The organism is Pararhizobium sp. (assembly GCF_035497515.1).
Classification (GTDB): domain Bacteria; phylum Pseudomonadota; class Alphaproteobacteria; order Rhizobiales; family Rhizobiaceae; genus Pararhizobium.
In genome coordinates this window covers 103,345-121,370 of the sequence record NZ_DATJDJ010000033.1, presented here as the reverse complement: position 1 = coordinate 121,370, position 18,026 = coordinate 103,345, and the positions used below count along the sequence as shown (strand labels likewise).

The window sequence follows — 18,026 nt, the reverse complement described above, 5'->3', positions numbered from 1 at the left end:
TCCCGGTGGTTTTTGCCAAGAGGGCGGTGGTAGAGCCGGGCTCCGGCGCGGTTTATGATGTGACCGCATCGAAGGGCGTGGTCGCCAGCCTTGCCAAGGCCCCGATCAACACCAACGAAGCAAAGGGGACACCTTTGATGGTGCGCCTTTTACTCGGCCGGTATCCGCAATTCGAAGGGCGCGATGACCGGCGCAAGCTTGCGTCCGGCAAGCGCCATTACCCCCAGCGCCTGCCCGCGTCCCTTCACGGCATGCGTGCCGAGATCTTCGAGCGAGAATGTGTCAGGCACGTTCATGCGTTGGGCGAGATCGGTCGAAATCAGCACCTGCTGGTTCAGGGATTTGCACAGCGCCTCAAGCCTTGAGGTCGTGTTCACCGTGTCGCCGAAATAGGTGATCTTGTGCCGGTCGATGCCGATTTCGGCGGTGATGATGGGCCCGCCGTGCAGGGCCGCCCGCAGACGCGGTACCTGGCCGAACTTCTTCTGCCAGGCTTCCGCATTGGTCTCGATGTCGTCGAGAATGTCGAAGACACAGCGGATACAGCGCGCATGCTTGACGCCGCGCGCCAGCGGCCAGGTGACGATCGCGGCATCGCCGACATAATCGTCGATCGCGCCATTGTAGCGGCGTACGGGTTCGGCGAAGGCGGCGAACAGGGCTTTCAGGAACTGCTGGGCGCGAAGATCCCCGTGCCTTTCGGCATAGGAGGTGGAATCGGCGAGATCAATGAACAGGAAGACCCGCTCTTCCTTGACCGGCGCTCGGTAGCGGCTGATCAACATGCTGGTGAAAATATCCCGGCCCAAGAGGTCGCGGACCCGCAGGATGAAGACGATCAGGGCGCAGACGGCGAGAGCATACAGAAAGACATCGAACGGCATGACCAGCAGGTCGATTGCCGAACGCGGCTTCAGGAATCCCAGCCAGGAAAGAAGCGCGGCTGCGACGGCATAACCGGCGCTCATCAGGATTTCATAGATTATCAACGCGGCTGCGATGAAGGCGACGGTCGGGAGCTTTTCGATCCGTCTGTAGAGCGGGCGAAGGAAGATGCGGCGTTCGAACGAGATCATCGGCACGCCCATGGCGACCGCGAAGATCGCGCCGATGATCAGGGGTTCGTTCGGGAAAACCACCAGGCTGTAGAGAACTCCGCTGAGCGCCATACCAAGCGTGATCAGCAGCCAGTTCTCTGTCGGGGATATTTCTCTCATGATTCCAGCTCCGCTCCCCCGGTGCTTACAGGCATTGTTCCATTTGGGCGGGGTGCGTCAAGCGATTTCGTGTAACTGTTCATGGCTGGCTCAAGAGGCTGGCCCAGCGCCCGGGCGTCATTCCATGGGTTTTCTTGAAGTGACGGGTGAAATGCGCCTGGTCGGCAAAGCCGGTTTCAAGCGCGATTTCGACCAGGCTCCGGCCGCTGCCGATCATGTCGCGCGCCCGCTCCAGACGCCGCATGACGAGGTAGCGGTGCGGGCTGGTGCCAAGGCTCGTGCGAAAATGCCGCGCCAGCGTGAAGCGGTCGAGGCCGCTCACCTTTTCCAGTTCGCCTGACGTCACCTGCCGTTGCGAATGGGCCTGCAGGTATTCGCAGGTGCGGCGGATGGCGTTTGCGTCCGACTTGCCGTTCGCCTTTCGCTTGGCGCTGTCGCCATGGCGCAGCAGGCCGTCGGCAACGCGGGAGAGGATGTCATCCAGATGCAGATCGCCGATTTCGCCATCCAGATCCAGCATGGCACCGGCAAGGCTTTCGGCAAAGGCGCGATCGGCAACGACCGGGGAGGCGACGAAGGGCAAGCCATCGCGACGATCGCCCAGTGCATCGATCAGCATTTCCGGCGGCAGGTACATCATCCGGTAGCGCAGGCCTTCTTCGGTCGCGGCACCGCCGTCATGCAGTTCGTCGGGATGCAGCACGATGACATTGCCGGGCTGGCTGTAGCGCACGATGCCGCGATAGCGGAAGGTCTGCACGCCGCGCAGCGTCAGGCCGAGCGCATAGGTGTCGTGGCGGTGCGGCTCGAACGCGTCGCCGTGGAATTGCGCCTCGATCCGGGCGATTCCGCCGGAGACGGGCGCGATGCGAATGCTGTCGTTTGCCATGCACGAACGTTCAAGATTGCTCTTGCCGGCGCAGGCTATGGAGCCTTCCGACGTTACAAGCATCCTGTTTCCAAGAGTGGAGTTGACATTCATGTTCGAGACCAAATTTGCAATCGTGTTGCGCGAAGACCTGCCCGTCTGGCAGAAGCTGAACGTGACGGCGTTCCTGACCAGCGGCATCACCGCGCAAAAGCCCGGCATTATCGGCGAAGCTTACCGCGATGCCGATGGCAACGTCTACAATCCGTTGAGCATCCAGCCGATCATCGTCCTGTCCACCGACCAGGAAACGCTGGGCAAGATCCACCGGCGCACGCTGGAGCGCGAGATCACGTCATCGCTCTATATCGAGGAAATGTTTTCAACCGGCCATGATGCGGCGAACCGGGCCGCGTTTGCGCAGTTCGGTCCAGCCGATGCCAAGGTCGTCGGAATTGCTGTTCATGCAGACAAGAAGCTGGTCGACAAGATCACCAAGGGCGCTAGGATGCACCCCTGATGTCACCCGATATCAGAGTTCGACCGCCTCGATCTTGCGATCGACGAAGCGCAGGGCAACTTCGCCGTTGATCAGCTTGAGGGCGGTTTCGCCGAACAGTTCGCGCCGCCAGCCCTTGAGAGCGCCGACATCGGCATTCGGACCCTCCGAGGCGATGCGCTCCAGATCTTCGCTGTTGGCGATGATCTTGGCGGCGACGCCCTGTTTTTCGGCGATCAGCTTCAGCAGCACCTTGAGCATTTCGCTGGCGGCCTGAGCACCTTCGGGAGATTGGCTCTGGCGCGGAACCTTCGGCATGTCGGCCTTCGGCATCTCGACGGCGGCATTGACGGCTTCGAGGATCGCCGTGCCGGCGGCTGACCGTTCCCAGCCCTTCGGAATGGTGCGCAGGCGCGACAAGGCTTCCACGTCCTTGGGCTGTTGCTGGGCGATCTCGTAGAGGCCGTCATCCTTTAGAATGCGGCCGCGCGGCACATTGCGGTTGCGTGCCTCGCGCTCGCGCCAGGCGGCGACCTTCTGCAGCACGGCTAGTTCGATCGGCTTCTTCAGCCGCATCTTCAGGCGCTGCCAGGCATCGTCCGGATGAATATCGTAGGTTTCCGTGGCTTCGAGGATCGACATTTCCTCGGTCAGCCAGAGCGAGCGGCCTTCGCGCTCGAGTTCAGTCTTCAGGTGCAGGTAGACGTCGCGCAGATGGGTGACGTCGGCCAGCGCATAGTCCAGCTGCTTGTCCGACAGCGGCCGGCGGCTCCAGTCGGTGAAGCGCGAGGACTTGTCGATATGGACGCCCTTGATGCGGCTGACGAGCTGATCATAGGAGACGCTGTCGCCGAAGCCGCAGACCATGGCGGCGACCTGCGTGTCGAAGATCGGGTGCGGGATCAGCTTGCCGAGATTGTAGATGATTTCGATGTCCTGGCGCGCGGCATGGAACACCTTGATGACGCTGGTATCGGCCATCAGCTCGAAGAAGGGCGAGAGGTCGATATCCTTTGCCAGCGGATCGACGATGACGGCGATGTCGGGTCCGGCCATCTGGATCAGGCACAGTTGCGGCCAGAAGGTGGTTTCGCGGAGGAATTCCGTGTCGATTGTCAGGTATTGCCCTTCGGCCAGCGTTTTGCAGGCGGCGGCAAGCTCAGCAGTTGTCTCGATCATCAAACTTCAATCACTGTGGCGGAAATGGGGCGTTAAAACTCACCCGATGTATCTCTTCATGTCCGGTGTCACAATCGAAAAAGCTCAGGCGACCCGGAAATATCCGGTCATTCCGGTCTTCTGGTGCTCGATGATGTGGCAATGGAGCAGCCAGTCGCCGGGATTGTCGGCGACCAGGCCCAGTTCCGCCTGTTCGTCCGGCTGGAGCAGTATCGTGTCGGTGGGCGGCGGCAGGATTGTGCGAGTATTGGACTTCAGGATGCGGAAGGTCATCCCGTGCAGATGGATCGGATGGGCGTGCGGCGTGCGGTTGCGCATCTGAAGGATATAACTCTTGCCGAGTTTCAGGTCGGAGAGGGGCGCGACGGGATCGGCAGTGTCGCCCGGCCACGGAACCTTGTTGATGGCCCAGAACGTGTAACCGATCGTGCCGCAGATGCTGGGTGAGGGCGCGTGCTCGGCCGTCGCGGTGAAGTCGAGCGGGATGCGCTCGGCTGTCGACAGATCGGCCTCGGCGATCGGGTTGGCCGGCAGCGGCCTGACGTCGCGAATGTCGCGCTTCAGCGATTGGCCGGTTGCTGTGATCGAGGCGATCGTGAACGGGTTTGAGCCGCGAAAATTGCCGAGCCTGACTATCGTGCCTTCATCGTCCGGCATGCGCACGACCAGTTCGACGCGCTGGCCGGGTCCGAAATCCAACCGCTCGAGCGGAAACGGCGCCTCGACCGGATTGCCGTCGAGCGCGACGACCATTGCTGCCGCGCCCTCGATGCCGAGTGTATAGATCCGGGTCACATCGGTTGCCGCCAGACGAATGCGCACGAGGCCGCCGGCCGGCGCCTGATGCATGGGTTCCTGCTGCCAGTTGGCGGTGCGCACGGTGCCATAGGTGCCGCCCCGGGCGGCGTCGCGCGGCTTGAAGGGGGCCAAGAATTCCCCGCCCTTGCCCAGCCGCCAGTCGCGCAGGTTGAGCACGATCTCGGTATCGAAAACGGGGTCGTCCGGATTTTCGACGACGATCATTCCGGTCAGGCCGCGGCCCATCTGGGTCAGCGTGTTGCAGTGGGGATGATACCAGAAGGTGCCGGCGTCCGGCGGCGTGAAGGCATAGTCGAAACCGTCGCCGGGATAGACATAGGGCTGCGTCATTTCCGGCACGCCGTCCATGCTGTTGACGATCCTCATACCGTGCCAGTGGATGGTGGTCGGCTCGTCCAGCGCATTGAGGAGCCTGGCGGCAAAGGGCTCACCCTTCTTCATCCTGAGGACCGGCGGCACGCCGGTTGCCATGCCGTCCCCCAGACCGTAGGTCATGACTTTCTTCGTAATGCTGTCGGTCGTGAGCCTCGCCTTGGTGAACTGCGCCTTCACAAGCACCGGAGTGGGAGCGGCGATTCCGTTGCGGGCGGCAAGGCCGGCTCCGAGCGAGAACGAGGCGGCAACGGCGGCCGATCCCTTCAGAAGCGTGCGGCGGCTGATGATCGGCATGGTCTGGTCCTGGGTGGTGTGGCAGTGCAGCGTTCTTAAACTTGATGGACGCATTCAGCAATTGGCAAGGGGTCCATTCAAGACCGGCATCTTGCCGCAGCCTTCAGACATCCTTCTTCTCGCTGGGCGTGGCCGCCAGCTTGTTGAAGAAGGCGGAAGTGCGCAGCAGGTTGCGAAAGCGCATGGTGCGCTGGCCGGTGGGGACCGCGCCGCGCGCCATGATGCGCTGCAGCGTATAGGCCATGAATGCGGCGAGGACCGCGGCAGTATAGATGAACAGCGCCTGCGGCCCGAAGTGATCGAGCATGGCGGAGGCAAACAGCGGGCCGATGATGGCGCCGAGCGACCAGAAGAACAGCGTGCCGGCCGAGACCAGCGCGTGCTGGCCTTCGGCGGCATGGTCATTGGCATGGGCCGAGCAGAGCGAATAGAGCGGCATGGCAAAAGCACCGAAGACGAAGATGCCGACGAAGTTCAGCCATTCGTTGCTGCCGGCGGCAAAGGCAAGAAACAGCCCGGCGAGCAGCGAGCCGAACGTGGCGATGAGGATGATCAGCCGGCGGTCAAGCCGGTCGGAATAGATGCCGAGCGGATATTGCAGCACCACGCCGCCGATGATGCCGACGCTCATGAACGTGGCGATCGCCGTGATCGACAGGCCGATGCCATCGGCATAGATCGGGCCGAGAGACCGGAAAGTCGAATTCGTCAGGCCGACGACGATGCAGCCGACGGTCGCCAGCGGCGAAATGTTCCACAGTGCCTTGACGTCGAACTTGATGGCCTCCGGCACGCCGGGGCTGGAGCGGTCGGCAAGCGAGATCGGCACGAGCGACAGGGTCAGCGCCATCGACACGATCGCAAACAGCTGGAAGCCCTCGACGCCGACGGTCGGGATCATGTATTGGGCCGCGGTGACGGAGCCGAGATCGACGAGGCGGTAGAGCGACAGCGTCCGTGCGCGGTTGGAATTGGTCACGCGGGCGTTCAGCCAGCTTTCGACGGTGGCGAACAGGCTGGCGAAACAGATGCCGGCGACAAGACGCATGGCGAACCAGAACCATGGATCGATCCAGAGGACCATGGCGATCGAGGCGGCCGAAGCGATCGCCGCCATCGCCGAGAAGGTGCGGATGTGCCCGATCGAGCGCAGGATGCGGGTCACATAGATGCAGCCGATGGCAAAGCCGATATTGTAGCCGGTGCCGACAAGGCCGATGACCGAGGTCGAGAAGCCTTCCTGCAGGGCACGCAACGAAATATACGTTCCCTGAAGCCCGTTGCCGCCGATGAGAATGCCTGCGGTGACGAGGAGGGGAATGAGCGGACGAATCTGGGACATGAAGATCGGGTATCCGGACGGACGCGACTCCATGCCTGCGTGCCGAGCTCCATTCTTAGCGGCAGCCGACCGGCAAAAACAGTCACGAAAATTGATGCTCCATTCTATCCAGGCATGGATTGCCGGAGGTGAGTTCGGCCCGGTGGCGATGTTTCGTGGCTGGCGGGAACCCCGCGCCGATACGCGCGGCCTTGACAAATCGGCCCCATCATGCGCTTTTCCGCCCGATTTTGACGCTGCCGCAGCGCGCTTTGGCGTGGCCGCGCGGCCCTCGGTTCCAGGATAATATCATGCATCGTTACCGCAGCCACACTTGTGCCGCTCTCCGCAAAGCCGATGTCGGCCAGACCGTCCGGATTTCCGGGTGGGTCCACCGTGTCCGCGATCATGGCGGCCTGCTGTTCATCGACCTTCGCGATCACTACGGCATGACGCAGATCGTCGTCGATCCCGACTCGCCGGCCTTCAAGACGGCCGAAACCGTGCGCGGCGAATGGGTCATCCGCATCGATGGCACAGTCAAGGCGCGTTCCGACGAGACCGTCAACAAGCAGATGGCAACCGGCGAGATCGAACTGTACGCGCAGGAGATCGAAGTACTCTCCGCTTCCAAGGAACTGCCGCTGCCGGTGTTCGGCGAACCGGACTATCCGGAAGATATCCGCCTGAAGTACCGCTTCCTCGACCTGCGCCGGGAGACGCTGCACAAGAACATCGTCAAGCGCAGTCAGATCATTTCCGACATGCGCTTGCGCATGAACTCGGCCGGCTTTGCCGAATATTCGACGCCGATCCTGACGGCCTCGTCACCGGAAGGCGCACGCGACTTCCTCGTGCCGAGCCGCATTCATCCCGGCACCTTCTTCGCGCTGCCGCAGGCGCCGCAGCAGTACAAGCAGCTTTTGATGGTGGCCGGTTTCGACCGCTACTTCCAGATCGCGCCGTGCTTCCGCGACGAAGACCCGCGTGCCGACCGCCTGCCTGGCGAATTCTATCAGCTCGACCTGGAAATGAGCTTCGTCACCCAGGAAGACGTCTGGGATACGATGGCTCCGATCATGACCGGCGTCTTCGAGCAGTTTGCCGAGGGCAAGCCGGTCACCAAGGAATGGCCGCGCATTCCCTATGACCAGGCCATCCGCAAATACGGCTCCGACAAGCCGGACCTGCGCAACCCGATCGAGATGCAGGCCGTCACAGACCATTTCGCCGGCTCCGGCTTCAAGGTGTTTGCCGGCATGATCGAGCGCGATCCCAAAGTCGAGGTATGGGCGATCCCGGCCAAGACCGGCGGTTCCCGCGCCTTCTGCGACCGCATGAATGCCTGGGCACAATCGACCGGCCAGCCGGGACTTGGCTATATCTTCTGGCGGAAGGAAGAAGACGGCACGACTGCCGGCTCCGGCCCGCTCGCCAAGAATATCGGTCCGGAGCGCACGGAAGCGCTTCGTACGCAACTCGGCCTTGAAGCGGGCGACGCCTGCTTCTTCGTTGCCGGCGATCCGGCAAAATTCTACAAGTTTGCCGGCGAAGCCCGCACCAAGGCCGGCGAAGACCTGAACCTCGTCGATCGCGAGCGGTTCGAACTGTGCTGGATCATCGACTTCCCGTTCTATGAGTGGAGCGAGGAAGACAAGAAGGTCGATTTCGCCCACAACCCCTTCTCGATGCCGCAGGGCGGACTTGAAGCGCTGCAGACGCAGGATCCGTTGACGATCAAGGCCTACCAGTATGACGCAGTCTGCAACGGCTTCGAAATCGCCTCGGGCTCGATCCGCAACCAGTCGCCGGAACTGATGGTCAAGGCGTTCGAACTGGTTGGCCTGTCGCAGACGGATGTCGAGGAACGGTTCGGCGGCATGTACCGCGCCTTCCAGTACGGTGCGCCTCCGCATGGCGGCTGCGCCTTCGGCATCGACCGCGTCGTCATGCTTTTGCTCGGCGCCAAGAACCTGCGCGAAATCACGCTGTTCCCGATGAACCAGCAGGCGCAGGACCTCCTGATGAACGCGCCTGCACCGGCCATGCCGAAGCAGTTGGTGGAACTGTCGCTGCGCGTCATCCCACCGATGAAGAAGGACTGACGCGCTTCATCCAGACCGAATATACCCTGCGGCCGCTCTGATGCGGCCGCAATGCTTTCAGGCGGACCCCGCCGGGATGCGATTGTCGAGAAAATACCATTGCTCGATATGGGCCCGGACGATCGGCTCGATCACCGCATTGATGAAGACGATGTCGTCCATCAGGGTGTCTTGCCTGTCATCGACTGGTGGAAGGCTGAAGGGCTCGACGCAATGGAAGACGAAGCGCGCCTGGTGAGTGCGCACACAATAGATCGGGGCGATCTTTGCGCCGGTCATGCGGGCGAGCCGGGCGATCACCGCCATGTTGCATTCGGTTGTCGGGGGGCGGCCGAACAACGGTCCGCGCACGACGCCGCGAAAACCCTCGTCGCAGAATTGTACGATGACGCCGCCGGATTTCAGTTCCTTGAAGGCAGGGCGGATGCTGGCATATCCCGAGGGCAACAGCCTGAGCCCAGCCTTGCTCCGGACCCGCCTGGTGATCCAGTTGCGGCCCCGTTGCGGCGGCGGCGCGAAATTGACGTTCGGCACGACACCCATCTCGACCAGTTCCGGCGCCATGATTTCCCAATTGCCGAGATGCATGGCGGCAAGGATGACCGGACCTTTCCCGACGGCTTCGAGCATCTTCTCGGCCCCTACGCGCTGAACACGCCGGGGTCTGGCGGCGGCAATGCGCATCAGGACCGAATATTCCGCCACGAACCGTCCCTGCGCATCGCAATTGGCGACGAACATGGCGTCGCGCTGAGCATCGGTGAGATCCGGGCGTAACCGCGCCAGATTGGCGCGCGCCCGCTTTTCCTGCTGCTTGAACTGACGCGGAATGGCAAAGCGGCTGTAGCGGGCGCCGAGATCCGAGCAGGCATCGATCGGCAGGATCATCAGCGCGAAATAGACGAAGATATCCAGCGCGTTGCTTGGTCCTTCCTTGAACCAGTACCGATAGAAGTCCTGCCTGCCTGCCCGCCCACGGAACAGCGCGGCGAGGCCGGGCCGGGGCGTGTGTCCCTCGTAGACCCAAACCTTGCGCTGTCCGACCTTTCCTTTCGCCACCAAACCATTCCTCCTAACGACGATGCAGCGTCACCGGCATTCCCCCGCGCGGCCGCAAAGTCAACTGGTAAACGGCCTCGACCTTGTGTCCGTCCTGCATCCGGACGCGGAAGCGCTGGGCGATGACGGCGAGGCAGAGAATGGCCTCGGTCAGCCCGAATTGCAGCCCCGGGCACAGCCGCGGCCCGCTGGCAAAGGGGATATAGCTGTAGGGCGCCGGACGGCGGCCCTCCAGGAAACGCTCGGGGCGGAACTCGTGGGCCTTGGGAAAGAGCGCCTCGGTCCGGTGCAGCAGCCAGGGAACGATGAGGATCAGCGAGGCGGGCTTGATCTCGAACTCCCCGATCCGGTCGGATCCTTTCGCCTGCCGCGCGAGGATCGGGACGGGCGGGTACAGGCGCAGCGCTTCCTCGACCACGGCACGGCACCAGTCGAGTTGCGGCACATGCTCGATCGTCGGCACGCTGTCCCCGCAGACGCGGGCGATTTCATCATGGACGGCTTTTTCCACCCAAGGCGCGCGCGCGAGCAGATACCAGATCCAGGTCAGTGTCGCGGCGGTGGTTTCATGGCCGGCCATGAAGATGGTCGCCGCCTCGTTGCGCAAGGCCACGACGTCGAGCTTCAGTTCGGGATTGCGTTGCTGGCGGCGCACCAGCAGGTCCAGCATCGAGCGATCGTCGCCGTTGCCGGCAATATGGTCTTCCACCACCTTGTCGATGACGCGATGGATCCGGCGGATCGAGCGTTTCATCGACGGTGTGCCGAGAAGCGGCAGCCCTTCGTCGAAGCCGAGGAAATACCCAAGGTTTACGGAATCGACCAGCGCCTGGTAGCTGGTGAAGCCTTCGGTCACGTCATTTGCGGCGTCCGGCCCCAGATCGTTGCCGAAGACGCTGCGTGCGATGATCTCAGCCGTCAGTCCCGCCATTTCGTGAAGCACGTTGACGCTGGCCCCTTCGCCAAGCGAGCGCCAGCGTTCGGTCAACTCGACCGCCGTGTTGGTCATGATCCCACCGAAGGCCGGCACGCGGTTCTTGTGGACGATATCCGCGACCAGCGCGCGGCGCTGCTTCCAGGTTTCGCCATCGGAGATGAACAGGCCGTCGCCGAGCAATTTTTCCAGCGCGCGCCGCAGCTGCGGGCTTTTGCGCTCAAAGTTGTCATGACGCGTGGCCACGACATATTTGATGGCGTCCGGCGCATTGACGACGGTGATCCGCCGGTTGAAGATCCGCATCGTCCCGACGCCGACGTCATAATGTTTCTTGCGAAAGATCGCGAGCAGATTGGCCCGCGCTTGCAGCAGCAGTTTGATCTGCTGGTTACCGGGACTGTCGTAGTAGGCAGGATGGGTCGGCTCGAATTGGCGCCTGTTGCTATTCAGTCGCTCGATCGATGCATTTTTCGGGTTAAGCCAGTCGAAAAGCTTGCTCAAACGTCCCCTCCGCCGTGAATCTGTTCATAAGGGATCGATGCGCAGCGCATCGACCATCCTGCGGTCAGGCATAAGGGACGTTGATTCGATCAAAAATAGCAGGACCCTGAAGCTGTATTGAAGATGGCATGTCAGGCGGCAGCAAGTCGAGAGCTTCGGCAACCTTTCCGTCTGCAAAGCAGAGGATTTCCAAGGCTTTTCATATCTGCAATTTGCCTGAAAAGAGCCTTCAAAGCGGCGATATTCCGCGCGCAATCGGCCTTGATGCACGCTTACCGATAGTGAGCCGGCACGTACCCAGCCGGTTTCAATGTCTGGGGGTTTGGACATGACCGATACCGATTCGAGCCCGGAAGGCCCTTCCGGAGAACCGCAGCCCGCCTTCATTTCTCAATCACCCGACAGAGCAGGCACGGTTCGCACCGTACTATCCTCGCCGGGGATCAAGTTCATCATGATCGGCTTCATTTCGATGGCGCTTCTCATTCCGACGCTGCTCGTCTGGGGGCTCGTCGAGGAGCGTGGAAAGCGCGCCGAGGAAGTCTCTGCCCGGATCGCCACCGGATGGGGCGGGCCGCAGATCCTCAATGGCCCCTATCTGGCCGTTCCTTTCGAGGTCAACCGCAATCAGACCATCGATGGCCGGATCGTCTGGCAGACCGTCACCGAATGGGCGCTGCTGATGCCCGACACCCTGAACGTCGATACCAGGCTGGCGACGGAAGAGCGCAGGCTGTCGATCTACACGCTGCCGGTCTACAATGCGAAGATCAACGTGACCGGTCGCTTTCCCCCGAATATGACGGAGGATCTCCGGCAGATCGAGGGTAAGCCGGATCTCGACCGGGCCATGCTGGTCATGAGCATCGCCGATATCACCGGTATCCGCTCGGATGCGGGTGTTCGCATCGATGGCGGCGCCCTGATGCCGTTCGATCCCGGCATGAAAGCCATTTCGTCCGCCGTGCCCGGCAATTTCGACAAGTACAGTTCGCCGGTCAGGCTCGATGGCGGCGTCAATCGCCCGATCGGTCGCACGCTTGTGGAGAACGGCTTCACATTCGCGATCGATCTTTCGCTCAACGGTTCGGGCAGCTTCGCGATCGCGCCGGCCGGCCAGACGACACGCTTTTCCGCCGAGGCGAACTGGCCGCATCCGGGCTTTGAAGGTCTGTTCCTGCCGGAGGAGAAAACGATCGACGACCACGGGTTTTCCGCCAAGTGGACGATCCCCTATCTCGCCCGCGGCGTTGATCGTGTCGTCACCGGACCGGTCATGCCGCTCGCCAACAGCCTGATGACGGTCAACATGGTGGAGCCGGTCAAGTTCTACCAGGTCGTCGCCCGGACGCTGAAATATTCGATCGGTTTTTTCTCCGTGGTTTTCCTGGCGGTCTTCATCATCGAACTGAAGAGCGCCCGCAAGGTCCACTGGGTCCAATATGTCCTGACCGGACTTGCGCTGGTTGTCTTTTACGTTCTGCTCCTGGCGCTGGCCGAGCATACCGGCTTCGAGATCGCCTATGTGCTGGCTTCGTTCGCGACAGCCGGACTGATCTCGACCTATGTCGGCTCGGTGACGGGTAGCGTCCGGCGCGGCGTGGTGCTGGCTCTGGTGCTCGCGACGGCCTATGCGATCATGTATCTGATCCTCAGGGAAGACGAATACGCGCTTTTGGCCGGAGCGCTCATCTCCTTCGTGACCATCGCCGCGACGATGTTCTCCACCCGCAAGGTGGATTGGTCGGGGATGTCCAAGACGGGCTGAGGGGCGCGATTCCACCAGTGGCATACGAGGAAACCCGGCGTCGTTCACGGGTTTCCTTTTGCCGTCCACTCTCCGTGAATGAAAGCACGAAGGCGAAATCGGGAACTTTCTCCGGGCCGGTCTGTTGTTAGGGCATCAGAAGCAAGGAGAAAGAACATGCGCAAGACACTCATGCTGGCATCCGTTGCCTTGATGGCGCTGTCATCGACCGCCTTTGCCCAGAGCACCGTTATCGTTGAAGAACCCGTCGTGGTCGATCCGGGCGTGACGAACTCGACCGTCGTGGAAGTGCCGGGCGAAGTCCGCACCTATGTCCTCGACCAGTCGACGCCGTCGGTCGTCTATGACGGGGATGTCGTTGTCGGCACGGCGTTGCCCGATACCGTCGAACTGCATGTGGTGCAGGGATATGATGGTTATGCCTACACGGTGGTCAACGAGCGCCGGGTCATCGTCGATCCGCAGACGCGCTCGGTGATCCAGGTTCTGAATTAAGCCGACCTCAAGAAAATGCCCGGGCGTCGAAGAGATGCCCGGGCATTTTGCCGTCTTGCGTGACTGAGATCAGTCGTTCGCGGTGACCTTGACGCCGAGAACGCTCGGAACCGTGTTCGGAGCACCCATGGCGGCGCCAATGATCATCGGGAAAGGAACCGGTTGTGCCGGCTCGGCCGAGATCGTCAGGCTCTTCGGCGCGTCGAGATAGGCATTGACGGCCGTCGAGACCTGGTTCTGGAGCTCCGGCACGTTGAGCTGCGCCATGATCAACGGCACCATGCCTTTGAGCGACTGGGCGAGCTGGTCGCCGCTGACACCCTGCTGCCCGCCGATATAGTCCAGAGCGCGCTTGGTGATCGTCGCATCGTCGAAACGGACGGAGGCGCTGTTGAAGGTCAGCTGCTGGACCAGCCCCATCATCGCAAGGCCGAGCGCCTGGTTGGCCTCTTCCTTGTTCGGATTGGCTTCCTGCGCCTTCATCGCTTCCTGGAGCGATTTCATGAATTCCAGCGTGTAGCCGGAGAAATCGAAGGCAAGCGCGAGGCGGCCGACATTGGCGAAGTCGAAGGCATATTCCTCGAGCGAAACGTTGCCCGTGGCGATTTCCCAGCTTCCCTTGGCCGTCATTTCGCCAGCGAGCGTCTTCAGTCCCAGCTTTTCGATGGCGTCCTTGGCCTTGGCGTCCTCGACGTCGGAAAGATCGGCCTTGATGCCGGAGAGCGTCGCATCGAAATCAAAGCCCGCATCGCTTTCCTGCTTCGTCAGGTTGGCTTCGGACTCTTCCATCGAGAAGACCTGCTTGCCCTTGGCGGTCACGGTGACCGGGCCGGTCGAGGCGGATTCATACAGGAGGATGTCGTTGACGGTTCCGCCATTCGGATTGCCAGGAATGGTCAGGCCACCGAGCGAAATGTCCTTGGCGGTGAAGGCGACATCGTCTTCCTTGGTATCGACATCCGGCAGGCTGACGGTTTCGACATAATAGCCGCCGTCATCGTTTTCCTCGACGCCTTCCAGCGTCACTTCGCCCACTTTCAGGTCCTTGCCCGGTGCGGCGGCGGACTTGACACTGACGCCGGTCAGCGTGACGGTCGTACCGTCGACATTGACGCCTTCATAGGCAATCGTCGCGCCGCTGGAGCCGGACGCGGCATTCAGCTTGGTGACGAGGTCGGCACCGTCGAGCGCGAAGGCCGGGCCGGAGAGGCCGATAAAGGCGGCGCTTGCCAGCATCAAACGGAGGTTGCGGGTAGGCATCATAAGGCGGTTCCTTTGTTGTAAAGGTTTAATTTCGAAGGCATTTCTAGTACGGATTAAGGCCGAAATATATTCGAATCCGATCGTTGAGTCATGTTTTGCAGCGTGTTCATTTTGGGGGTAAAGGCGAAGCTGAGAATGCGTGCCGCGTTTGTTTCGCGACGCCATCGATCGCATCCTGGATGTATGTCGTATCGGAAGGCCCCTCATGTTTCTGCATGTATGATCTTTTGTTTACGGGTCGCTGAAACAACCTCGGGAGCGGTTAGCACGACGACAACCACATCGGGTAGCGCGCGTGACTGCTTTTGCAGCGGGCGGTTAATGAATGCTATCCCTCCGCAAGCCCGGTTCTCCACAGCGCAATGCCCTGCAATCCTTGCTGTTGCGGGTTTCTTGGGGTAGCAAGAATGCATGGGACAGAGCCTTTTGCCGCCGTCTGGCGGAGACGACAATATCCAACCGGTTGACCTCAAGGCGGCGCTGGAAGAGCGTTACCTTGCCTATGCGTTGTCAACGATCATGCACCGCGCGCTTCCGGATGTCCGCGACGGGTTGAAGCCGGTCCATCGCCGCATCGTCCATGCGATGAGCGAAATGGGGCTGCGCTCGAATTCGTCGTTCAAGAAATGCGCCCGTATCGTCGGCGACGTCATCGGCAAGTTCCACCCGCATGGCGACCAGTCGGTCTATGACGCGCTGGTGCGCTTGGCGCAGGATTTCTCGCAGCGCTACCCGATCGTCGATGGCCAGGGCAATTTCGGCAATATCGACGGCGACAGCGCCGCTGCCTACCGATACACAGAAGCCCGCATGACCGATGTCGCGAGCCTCCTGCTCGAAGGCATCGATCAGGACGCCGTGGATTTCCGTCCGACCTATAACGAGGAAGACCAGGAACCGGTCGTCATGCCCGGGGCCTTCCCGAACCTGCTGGCCAACGGCGCATCCGGTATTGCAGTCGGCATGGCGACATCCATTCCGCCGCACAACGCCCACGAACTGTGCGATGCGGCGCTGCATCTGATCAAGAATCCGTCGGCCACGATCGAAGACCTGATGTTCGATCCGAACAATCCGGAGCGTGGCGGCATCGAAGGCCCCGATCTCCCGACCGGCGGCATCATCATCGACAGCCGCGAAAGCATTATCGAGGCCTACAGGACCGGCCGGGGCGGTTTTCGTGTTCGCGCCAAATGGGAAGTCGAGGATACCGGTCGCGGCGGCTATCAGATCATCGTCACCGAAATCCCCTTCCAGGTGCAGAAGTCGCGGCTGATCGAAAAGATCGCCGAACTGCTGCTCGCCCGCAAACTGCCGCTGCTGGAGGATGTGCGCGACGAATCCGCCGAGGACGTCCGGCTCGTGCTGGTGCCGAAGAGCCGCTCGGTCGATCCGACCATCCTGATGGAATCGCTGTTCAAGCTGTCGGAACTGGAAAACCGCATTCCGCTGAACATGAACGTTCTGTCCATGGGACGCGTGCCCAAGGTGATGGCGCTGAACGAGGTTTTGCTGGAATGGCTGGATCATCGCCGCGAGGTGCTGCAACGCCGGTCGCGCTTCCGGCTGGCTGCCATCGACCGCCGCCTGGAAATCCTCGGCGGTTATCTGATCGCTTATCTCAATCTCGATGAAGTCATCCGTATCATCCGCGAGGAGGACGAGCCCAAGCCTGCGCTGATGGAGCGCTTCACGCTCACCGACCTGCAGGCGGAATCGATCCTCAACATGCGGCTGCGCTCTTTGCGCAAGCTCGAAGAGTTCGAGATCCGCACCGAGTTCGACGCGCTTTCCAAGGAGAAGGCGGAGATCGAGTCGCTGCTGGCATCCGACGACAAGCAATGGCAGACGGTTGCCTGGGAAATCGGCGAGGTGAAGAAGAAATTCGCCAAGGCCACAGAGATCGGCAAGCGCCGCACGCTGTTCTCCAACGCCCCGGTAGCCGACCTCGAAGCCATCCAGCAGGCGATGATCGAGAAGGAACCGATCACGGTCGTGATCTCGGAAAAGGGCTGGATCCGCGCGCTGAAGGGCCATATTTCCGATGTCTCGACGCTGCAGTTCAAGGAAGGCGACGGGCTGAAGCTGTCGTTCACCGCCTCGACGACGGATCGCATCCTCGTCGTCACCACCGGCGGCAAGGCCTATACGCTGGGCGGCGACAAGCTGCCGGGCGGACGCGGCCATGGCGAACCGCTGCGCATCATCGTCGATATGGAAAACGACCAGGACGTGCTGACCGCCTTCGTCCACGATCCCGCGCGCAAGCTGCTGGTGTCATCCGCCGCCGGCAACGGTTTCGTCGTGCCGGAAGCCGACATGGTCGCCAATACCCGAAAGGGCAAGCAAATCATGAACGTGGCGATGCCGGACGAAGCCAAGCTGGTCATCCCGGTCAAGGGCGATCATGTCGCCATCGTCGGCGAAAACCGCAAGATGCTGGTTTTCCTTCTGGCACAGATCCCCGAAATGGGTCGGGGCAAGGGCGTGCGCCTGCAGCGTTACAAGGATGGCGGCGTCTCGGACATCCGCTGTTTTGCGATTGCCGATGGCCTCACTTGGGCCGACAGCGCCGGCCGCAGCTTCACGAAGTCGAAGGACGAATTGATCGAATGGCTGGGCGACCGCGCAGCCGCAGGCAGGGCGGTGCCGAAGGGCTTTCCGAGGAGCGGCAAGTTTACGGGGTGATGGGGAGTTCCAGCGATGCGCTATTGCGTTTTAACGACGGAGTCGCGCAGGAAACGAATAATCTCCCCTTCCTCGATCTCGCCTGCGGCAACGGATAGAACAATGGTGAAAAGACCGCCGTCGCTGGTTTCGATCTCGTGGCCGTTGTCCATCAGAAAGACACCGGCCGCAACAATGGCAATGTGCTTGTTTCCATCGATGAACGCATGGTTCATCGCCAGCCCGTAAAGATAGGCGGCGGCGAGTTCCACGACATCGCCGCAGCCATAGGCGGCCTTGTTGACGGGGCGAGCGAGGGCGGATTCGAAACCATCTTCGTCCCGTAACCTGAAAGCACCGCCAAACCGCTCGATCTGGAGGCATGCAGCTTTTCGACAATCGGGCGATCGAGGACGCTGAATCGCTCATTCGGCCAGCTTTTTCAATGCGACCTTATACGTGTCCATGAAACGGCTGGCATGTTCCAGTTGCCGCGCAAAAGCTTCATCGACCGGTCTCATCTGCAGGGTGCCGTTTTCGGTGGTGACCTCCATCTGATCTCCCGCCTTCAACCCCAGGCGGTCGAGCACTTCCTTCGGGATGATCACGCCTTCCGAATTGCCGATCTTGCGAATGGTGACATTCATGGTTGCTCTCCG

The 18,026-nt window shown here is 61.5% G+C and carries 14 protein-coding genes and 1 pseudogene; 5 read left to right on the top strand and 10 right to left on the bottom strand.

The annotated features are described in order from the left end of the window. Positions 1-149: 149 nt before the first annotated feature. Complete coding sequence (locus VL202_RS03330) at positions 150-1,217, bottom strand: adenylate/guanylate cyclase domain-containing protein (protein ID WP_325462750.1); 1,068 nt, start codon at positions 1,215-1,217, stop codon at positions 150-152. A gap of 79 nt (positions 1,218-1,296) precedes the next feature. Next, positions 1,297-2,169, bottom strand: a complete 873-nt coding sequence (locus VL202_RS03325) for an AraC family transcriptional regulator (protein ID WP_325462749.1) — start codon at positions 2,167-2,169, stop codon at positions 1,297-1,299. Positions 2,170-2,197: 28 nt separating this feature from the next. Between VL202_RS03325 and VL202_RS03320 the strand changes: the two genes are divergently transcribed. Continuing rightward, positions 2,198-2,605 carry a DUF2000 family protein gene (locus VL202_RS03320; RefSeq protein WP_325462748.1) on the top strand — a complete coding sequence of 136 codons (408 nt, stop codon included), beginning with the start codon at positions 2,198-2,200 and terminating at the stop codon, positions 2,603-2,605. 12 nt (positions 2,606-2,617) lie between these two features. On the opposite strand, the gene rnd is transcribed toward VL202_RS03320, so the two are convergent. The 3 genes from rnd to VL202_RS03305 form a co-directional block, all read right to left on the bottom strand. Continuing rightward, on the bottom strand, positions 2,618-3,763 hold the full coding sequence (gene rnd / locus VL202_RS03315; protein WP_325462747.1) for a ribonuclease D: 1,146 nt from the start codon (positions 3,761-3,763) through the stop codon (positions 2,618-2,620). 84 nt (positions 3,764-3,847) lie between these two features. After that, positions 3,848-5,251, bottom strand: coding sequence for a multicopper oxidase family protein (locus tag VL202_RS03310; RefSeq protein ID WP_325462746.1), 1,404 nt, complete (start codon positions 5,249-5,251; stop codon positions 3,848-3,850). A 103-nt stretch (positions 5,252-5,354) separates the two neighbouring features. Next, on the bottom strand, positions 5,355-6,593 hold the full coding sequence (locus tag VL202_RS03305; protein ID WP_325462745.1) for an MFS transporter: 1,239 nt from the start codon (positions 6,591-6,593) through the stop codon (positions 5,355-5,357). Between the two features lie 290 nt (positions 6,594-6,883). Between VL202_RS03305 and aspS the strand changes: the two genes are divergently transcribed. Beyond that, positions 6,884-8,677: an aspartate--tRNA ligase gene (gene aspS / locus VL202_RS03300; RefSeq protein WP_325462744.1), complete on the top strand. Its 1,794-nt coding sequence runs from the start codon at positions 6,884-6,886 to the stop codon at positions 8,675-8,677. A gap of 57 nt (positions 8,678-8,734) precedes the next feature. Here aspS and VL202_RS03295 read toward each other — a convergent pair whose 3' ends face one another. Both VL202_RS03295 and VL202_RS03290 read right to left on the bottom strand, forming a co-directional pair. Next, positions 8,735-9,736 carry a lipid A biosynthesis lauroyl acyltransferase gene (locus VL202_RS03295; protein ID WP_325462743.1) on the bottom strand — a complete coding sequence of 334 codons (1,002 nt, stop codon included), beginning with the start codon at positions 9,734-9,736 and terminating at the stop codon, positions 8,735-8,737. 13 nt (positions 9,737-9,749) lie between these two features. After that, the gene (locus VL202_RS03290; protein WP_325462742.1) at positions 9,750-11,174 is read right to left on the bottom strand and encodes a cytochrome P450; all 1,425 of its coding nucleotides are present in this window, start codon (positions 11,172-11,174) and stop codon (positions 9,750-9,752) included. A 328-nt stretch (positions 11,175-11,502) separates the two neighbouring features. Here VL202_RS03290 and creD point away from each other — a divergent pair, with 328 nt between their 5' ends. Then, on the top strand, positions 11,503-12,942 hold the full coding sequence (gene creD, locus VL202_RS03285) for a cell envelope integrity protein CreD (RefSeq protein ID WP_325462741.1): 1,440 nt from the start codon (positions 11,503-11,505) through the stop codon (positions 12,940-12,942). Between the two features lie 156 nt (positions 12,943-13,098). Then, positions 13,099-13,437 (top strand): DUF1236 domain-containing protein, encoded by a 339-nt coding sequence (locus VL202_RS03280; protein WP_325462740.1) that lies wholly within the window; start codon positions 13,099-13,101, stop codon positions 13,435-13,437. Positions 13,438-13,506: 69 nt separating this feature from the next. Here VL202_RS03280 and VL202_RS03275 read toward each other — a convergent pair whose 3' ends face one another. Then, positions 13,507-14,700: a hypothetical protein gene (locus tag VL202_RS03275; protein WP_325462739.1), complete on the bottom strand. Its 1,194-nt coding sequence runs from the start codon at positions 14,698-14,700 to the stop codon at positions 13,507-13,509. Positions 14,701-15,111: 411 nt separating this feature from the next. Between VL202_RS03275 and parC the strand changes: the two genes are divergently transcribed. Next, on the top strand, positions 15,112-17,388 hold the full coding sequence (gene parC / locus VL202_RS03270) for a DNA topoisomerase IV subunit A (protein ID WP_325462738.1): 2,277 nt from the start codon (positions 15,112-15,114) through the stop codon (positions 17,386-17,388). Positions 17,389-17,408: 20 nt separating this feature from the next. Here the strand turns inward: parC and VL202_RS03265 are convergent. Together VL202_RS03265 and VL202_RS03260 are read right to left on the bottom strand one after the other, a co-directional pair. Further along, positions 17,409-17,767 (bottom strand): annotated as a pseudogene (locus VL202_RS03265) (type II toxin-antitoxin system death-on-curing family toxin). A gap of 25 nt (positions 17,768-17,792) precedes the next feature. Then, positions 17,793-18,014 (bottom strand): AbrB/MazE/SpoVT family DNA-binding domain-containing protein, encoded by a 222-nt coding sequence (locus VL202_RS03260; RefSeq protein WP_325462737.1) that lies wholly within the window; start codon positions 18,012-18,014, stop codon positions 17,793-17,795. Between the last annotated feature and the right edge of the window lie 12 nt (positions 18,015-18,026).

Bases quoted from the DNA above. Each gene is read 5' to 3' on its own strand.
- creD (WP_325462741.1), top strand. From the start codon at position 11,503: ATGACCGATACCGATTCGAGCCCGGAAGGCCCTTCCGGAGAACCGCAG.
- VL202_RS03320 (WP_325462748.1), top strand. From the start codon at position 2,198: ATGTTCGAGACCAAATTTGCAATCGTGTTGCGCGAAGACCTGCCCGTC.
- VL202_RS03280 (WP_325462740.1), top strand. From the start codon at position 13,099: ATGCGCAAGACACTCATGCTGGCATCCGTTGCCTTGATGGCGCTGTCA.
- rnd (WP_325462747.1), bottom strand. From the start codon at position 3,763: ATGATCGAGACAACTGCTGAGCTTGCCGCCGCCTGCAAAACGCTGGCC.
- aspS (WP_325462744.1), top strand. From the start codon at position 6,884: ATGCATCGTTACCGCAGCCACACTTGTGCCGCTCTCCGCAAAGCCGAT.
- VL202_RS03275 (WP_325462739.1), bottom strand. From the start codon at position 14,700: ATGATGCCTACCCGCAACCTCCGTTTGATGCTGGCAAGCGCCGCCTTT.
- VL202_RS03330 (WP_325462750.1), bottom strand. From the start codon at position 1,217: ATGAGAGAAATATCCCCGACAGAGAACTGGCTGCTGATCACGCTTGGT.
- parC (WP_325462738.1), top strand. From the start codon at position 15,112: ATGGGACAGAGCCTTTTGCCGCCGTCTGGCGGAGACGACAATATCCAA.
- VL202_RS03305 (WP_325462745.1), bottom strand. From the start codon at position 6,593: ATGTCCCAGATTCGTCCGCTCATTCCCCTCCTCGTCACCGCAGGCATT.
- VL202_RS03325 (WP_325462749.1), bottom strand. From the start codon at position 2,169: ATGCTTGTAACGTCGGAAGGCTCCATAGCCTGCGCCGGCAAGAGCAAT.
- VL202_RS03310 (WP_325462746.1), bottom strand. From the start codon at position 5,251: ATGCCGATCATCAGCCGCCGCACGCTTCTGAAGGGATCGGCCGCCGTT.
- VL202_RS03260 (WP_325462737.1), bottom strand. From the start codon at position 18,014: ATGAATGTCACCATTCGCAAGATCGGCAATTCGGAAGGCGTGATCATC.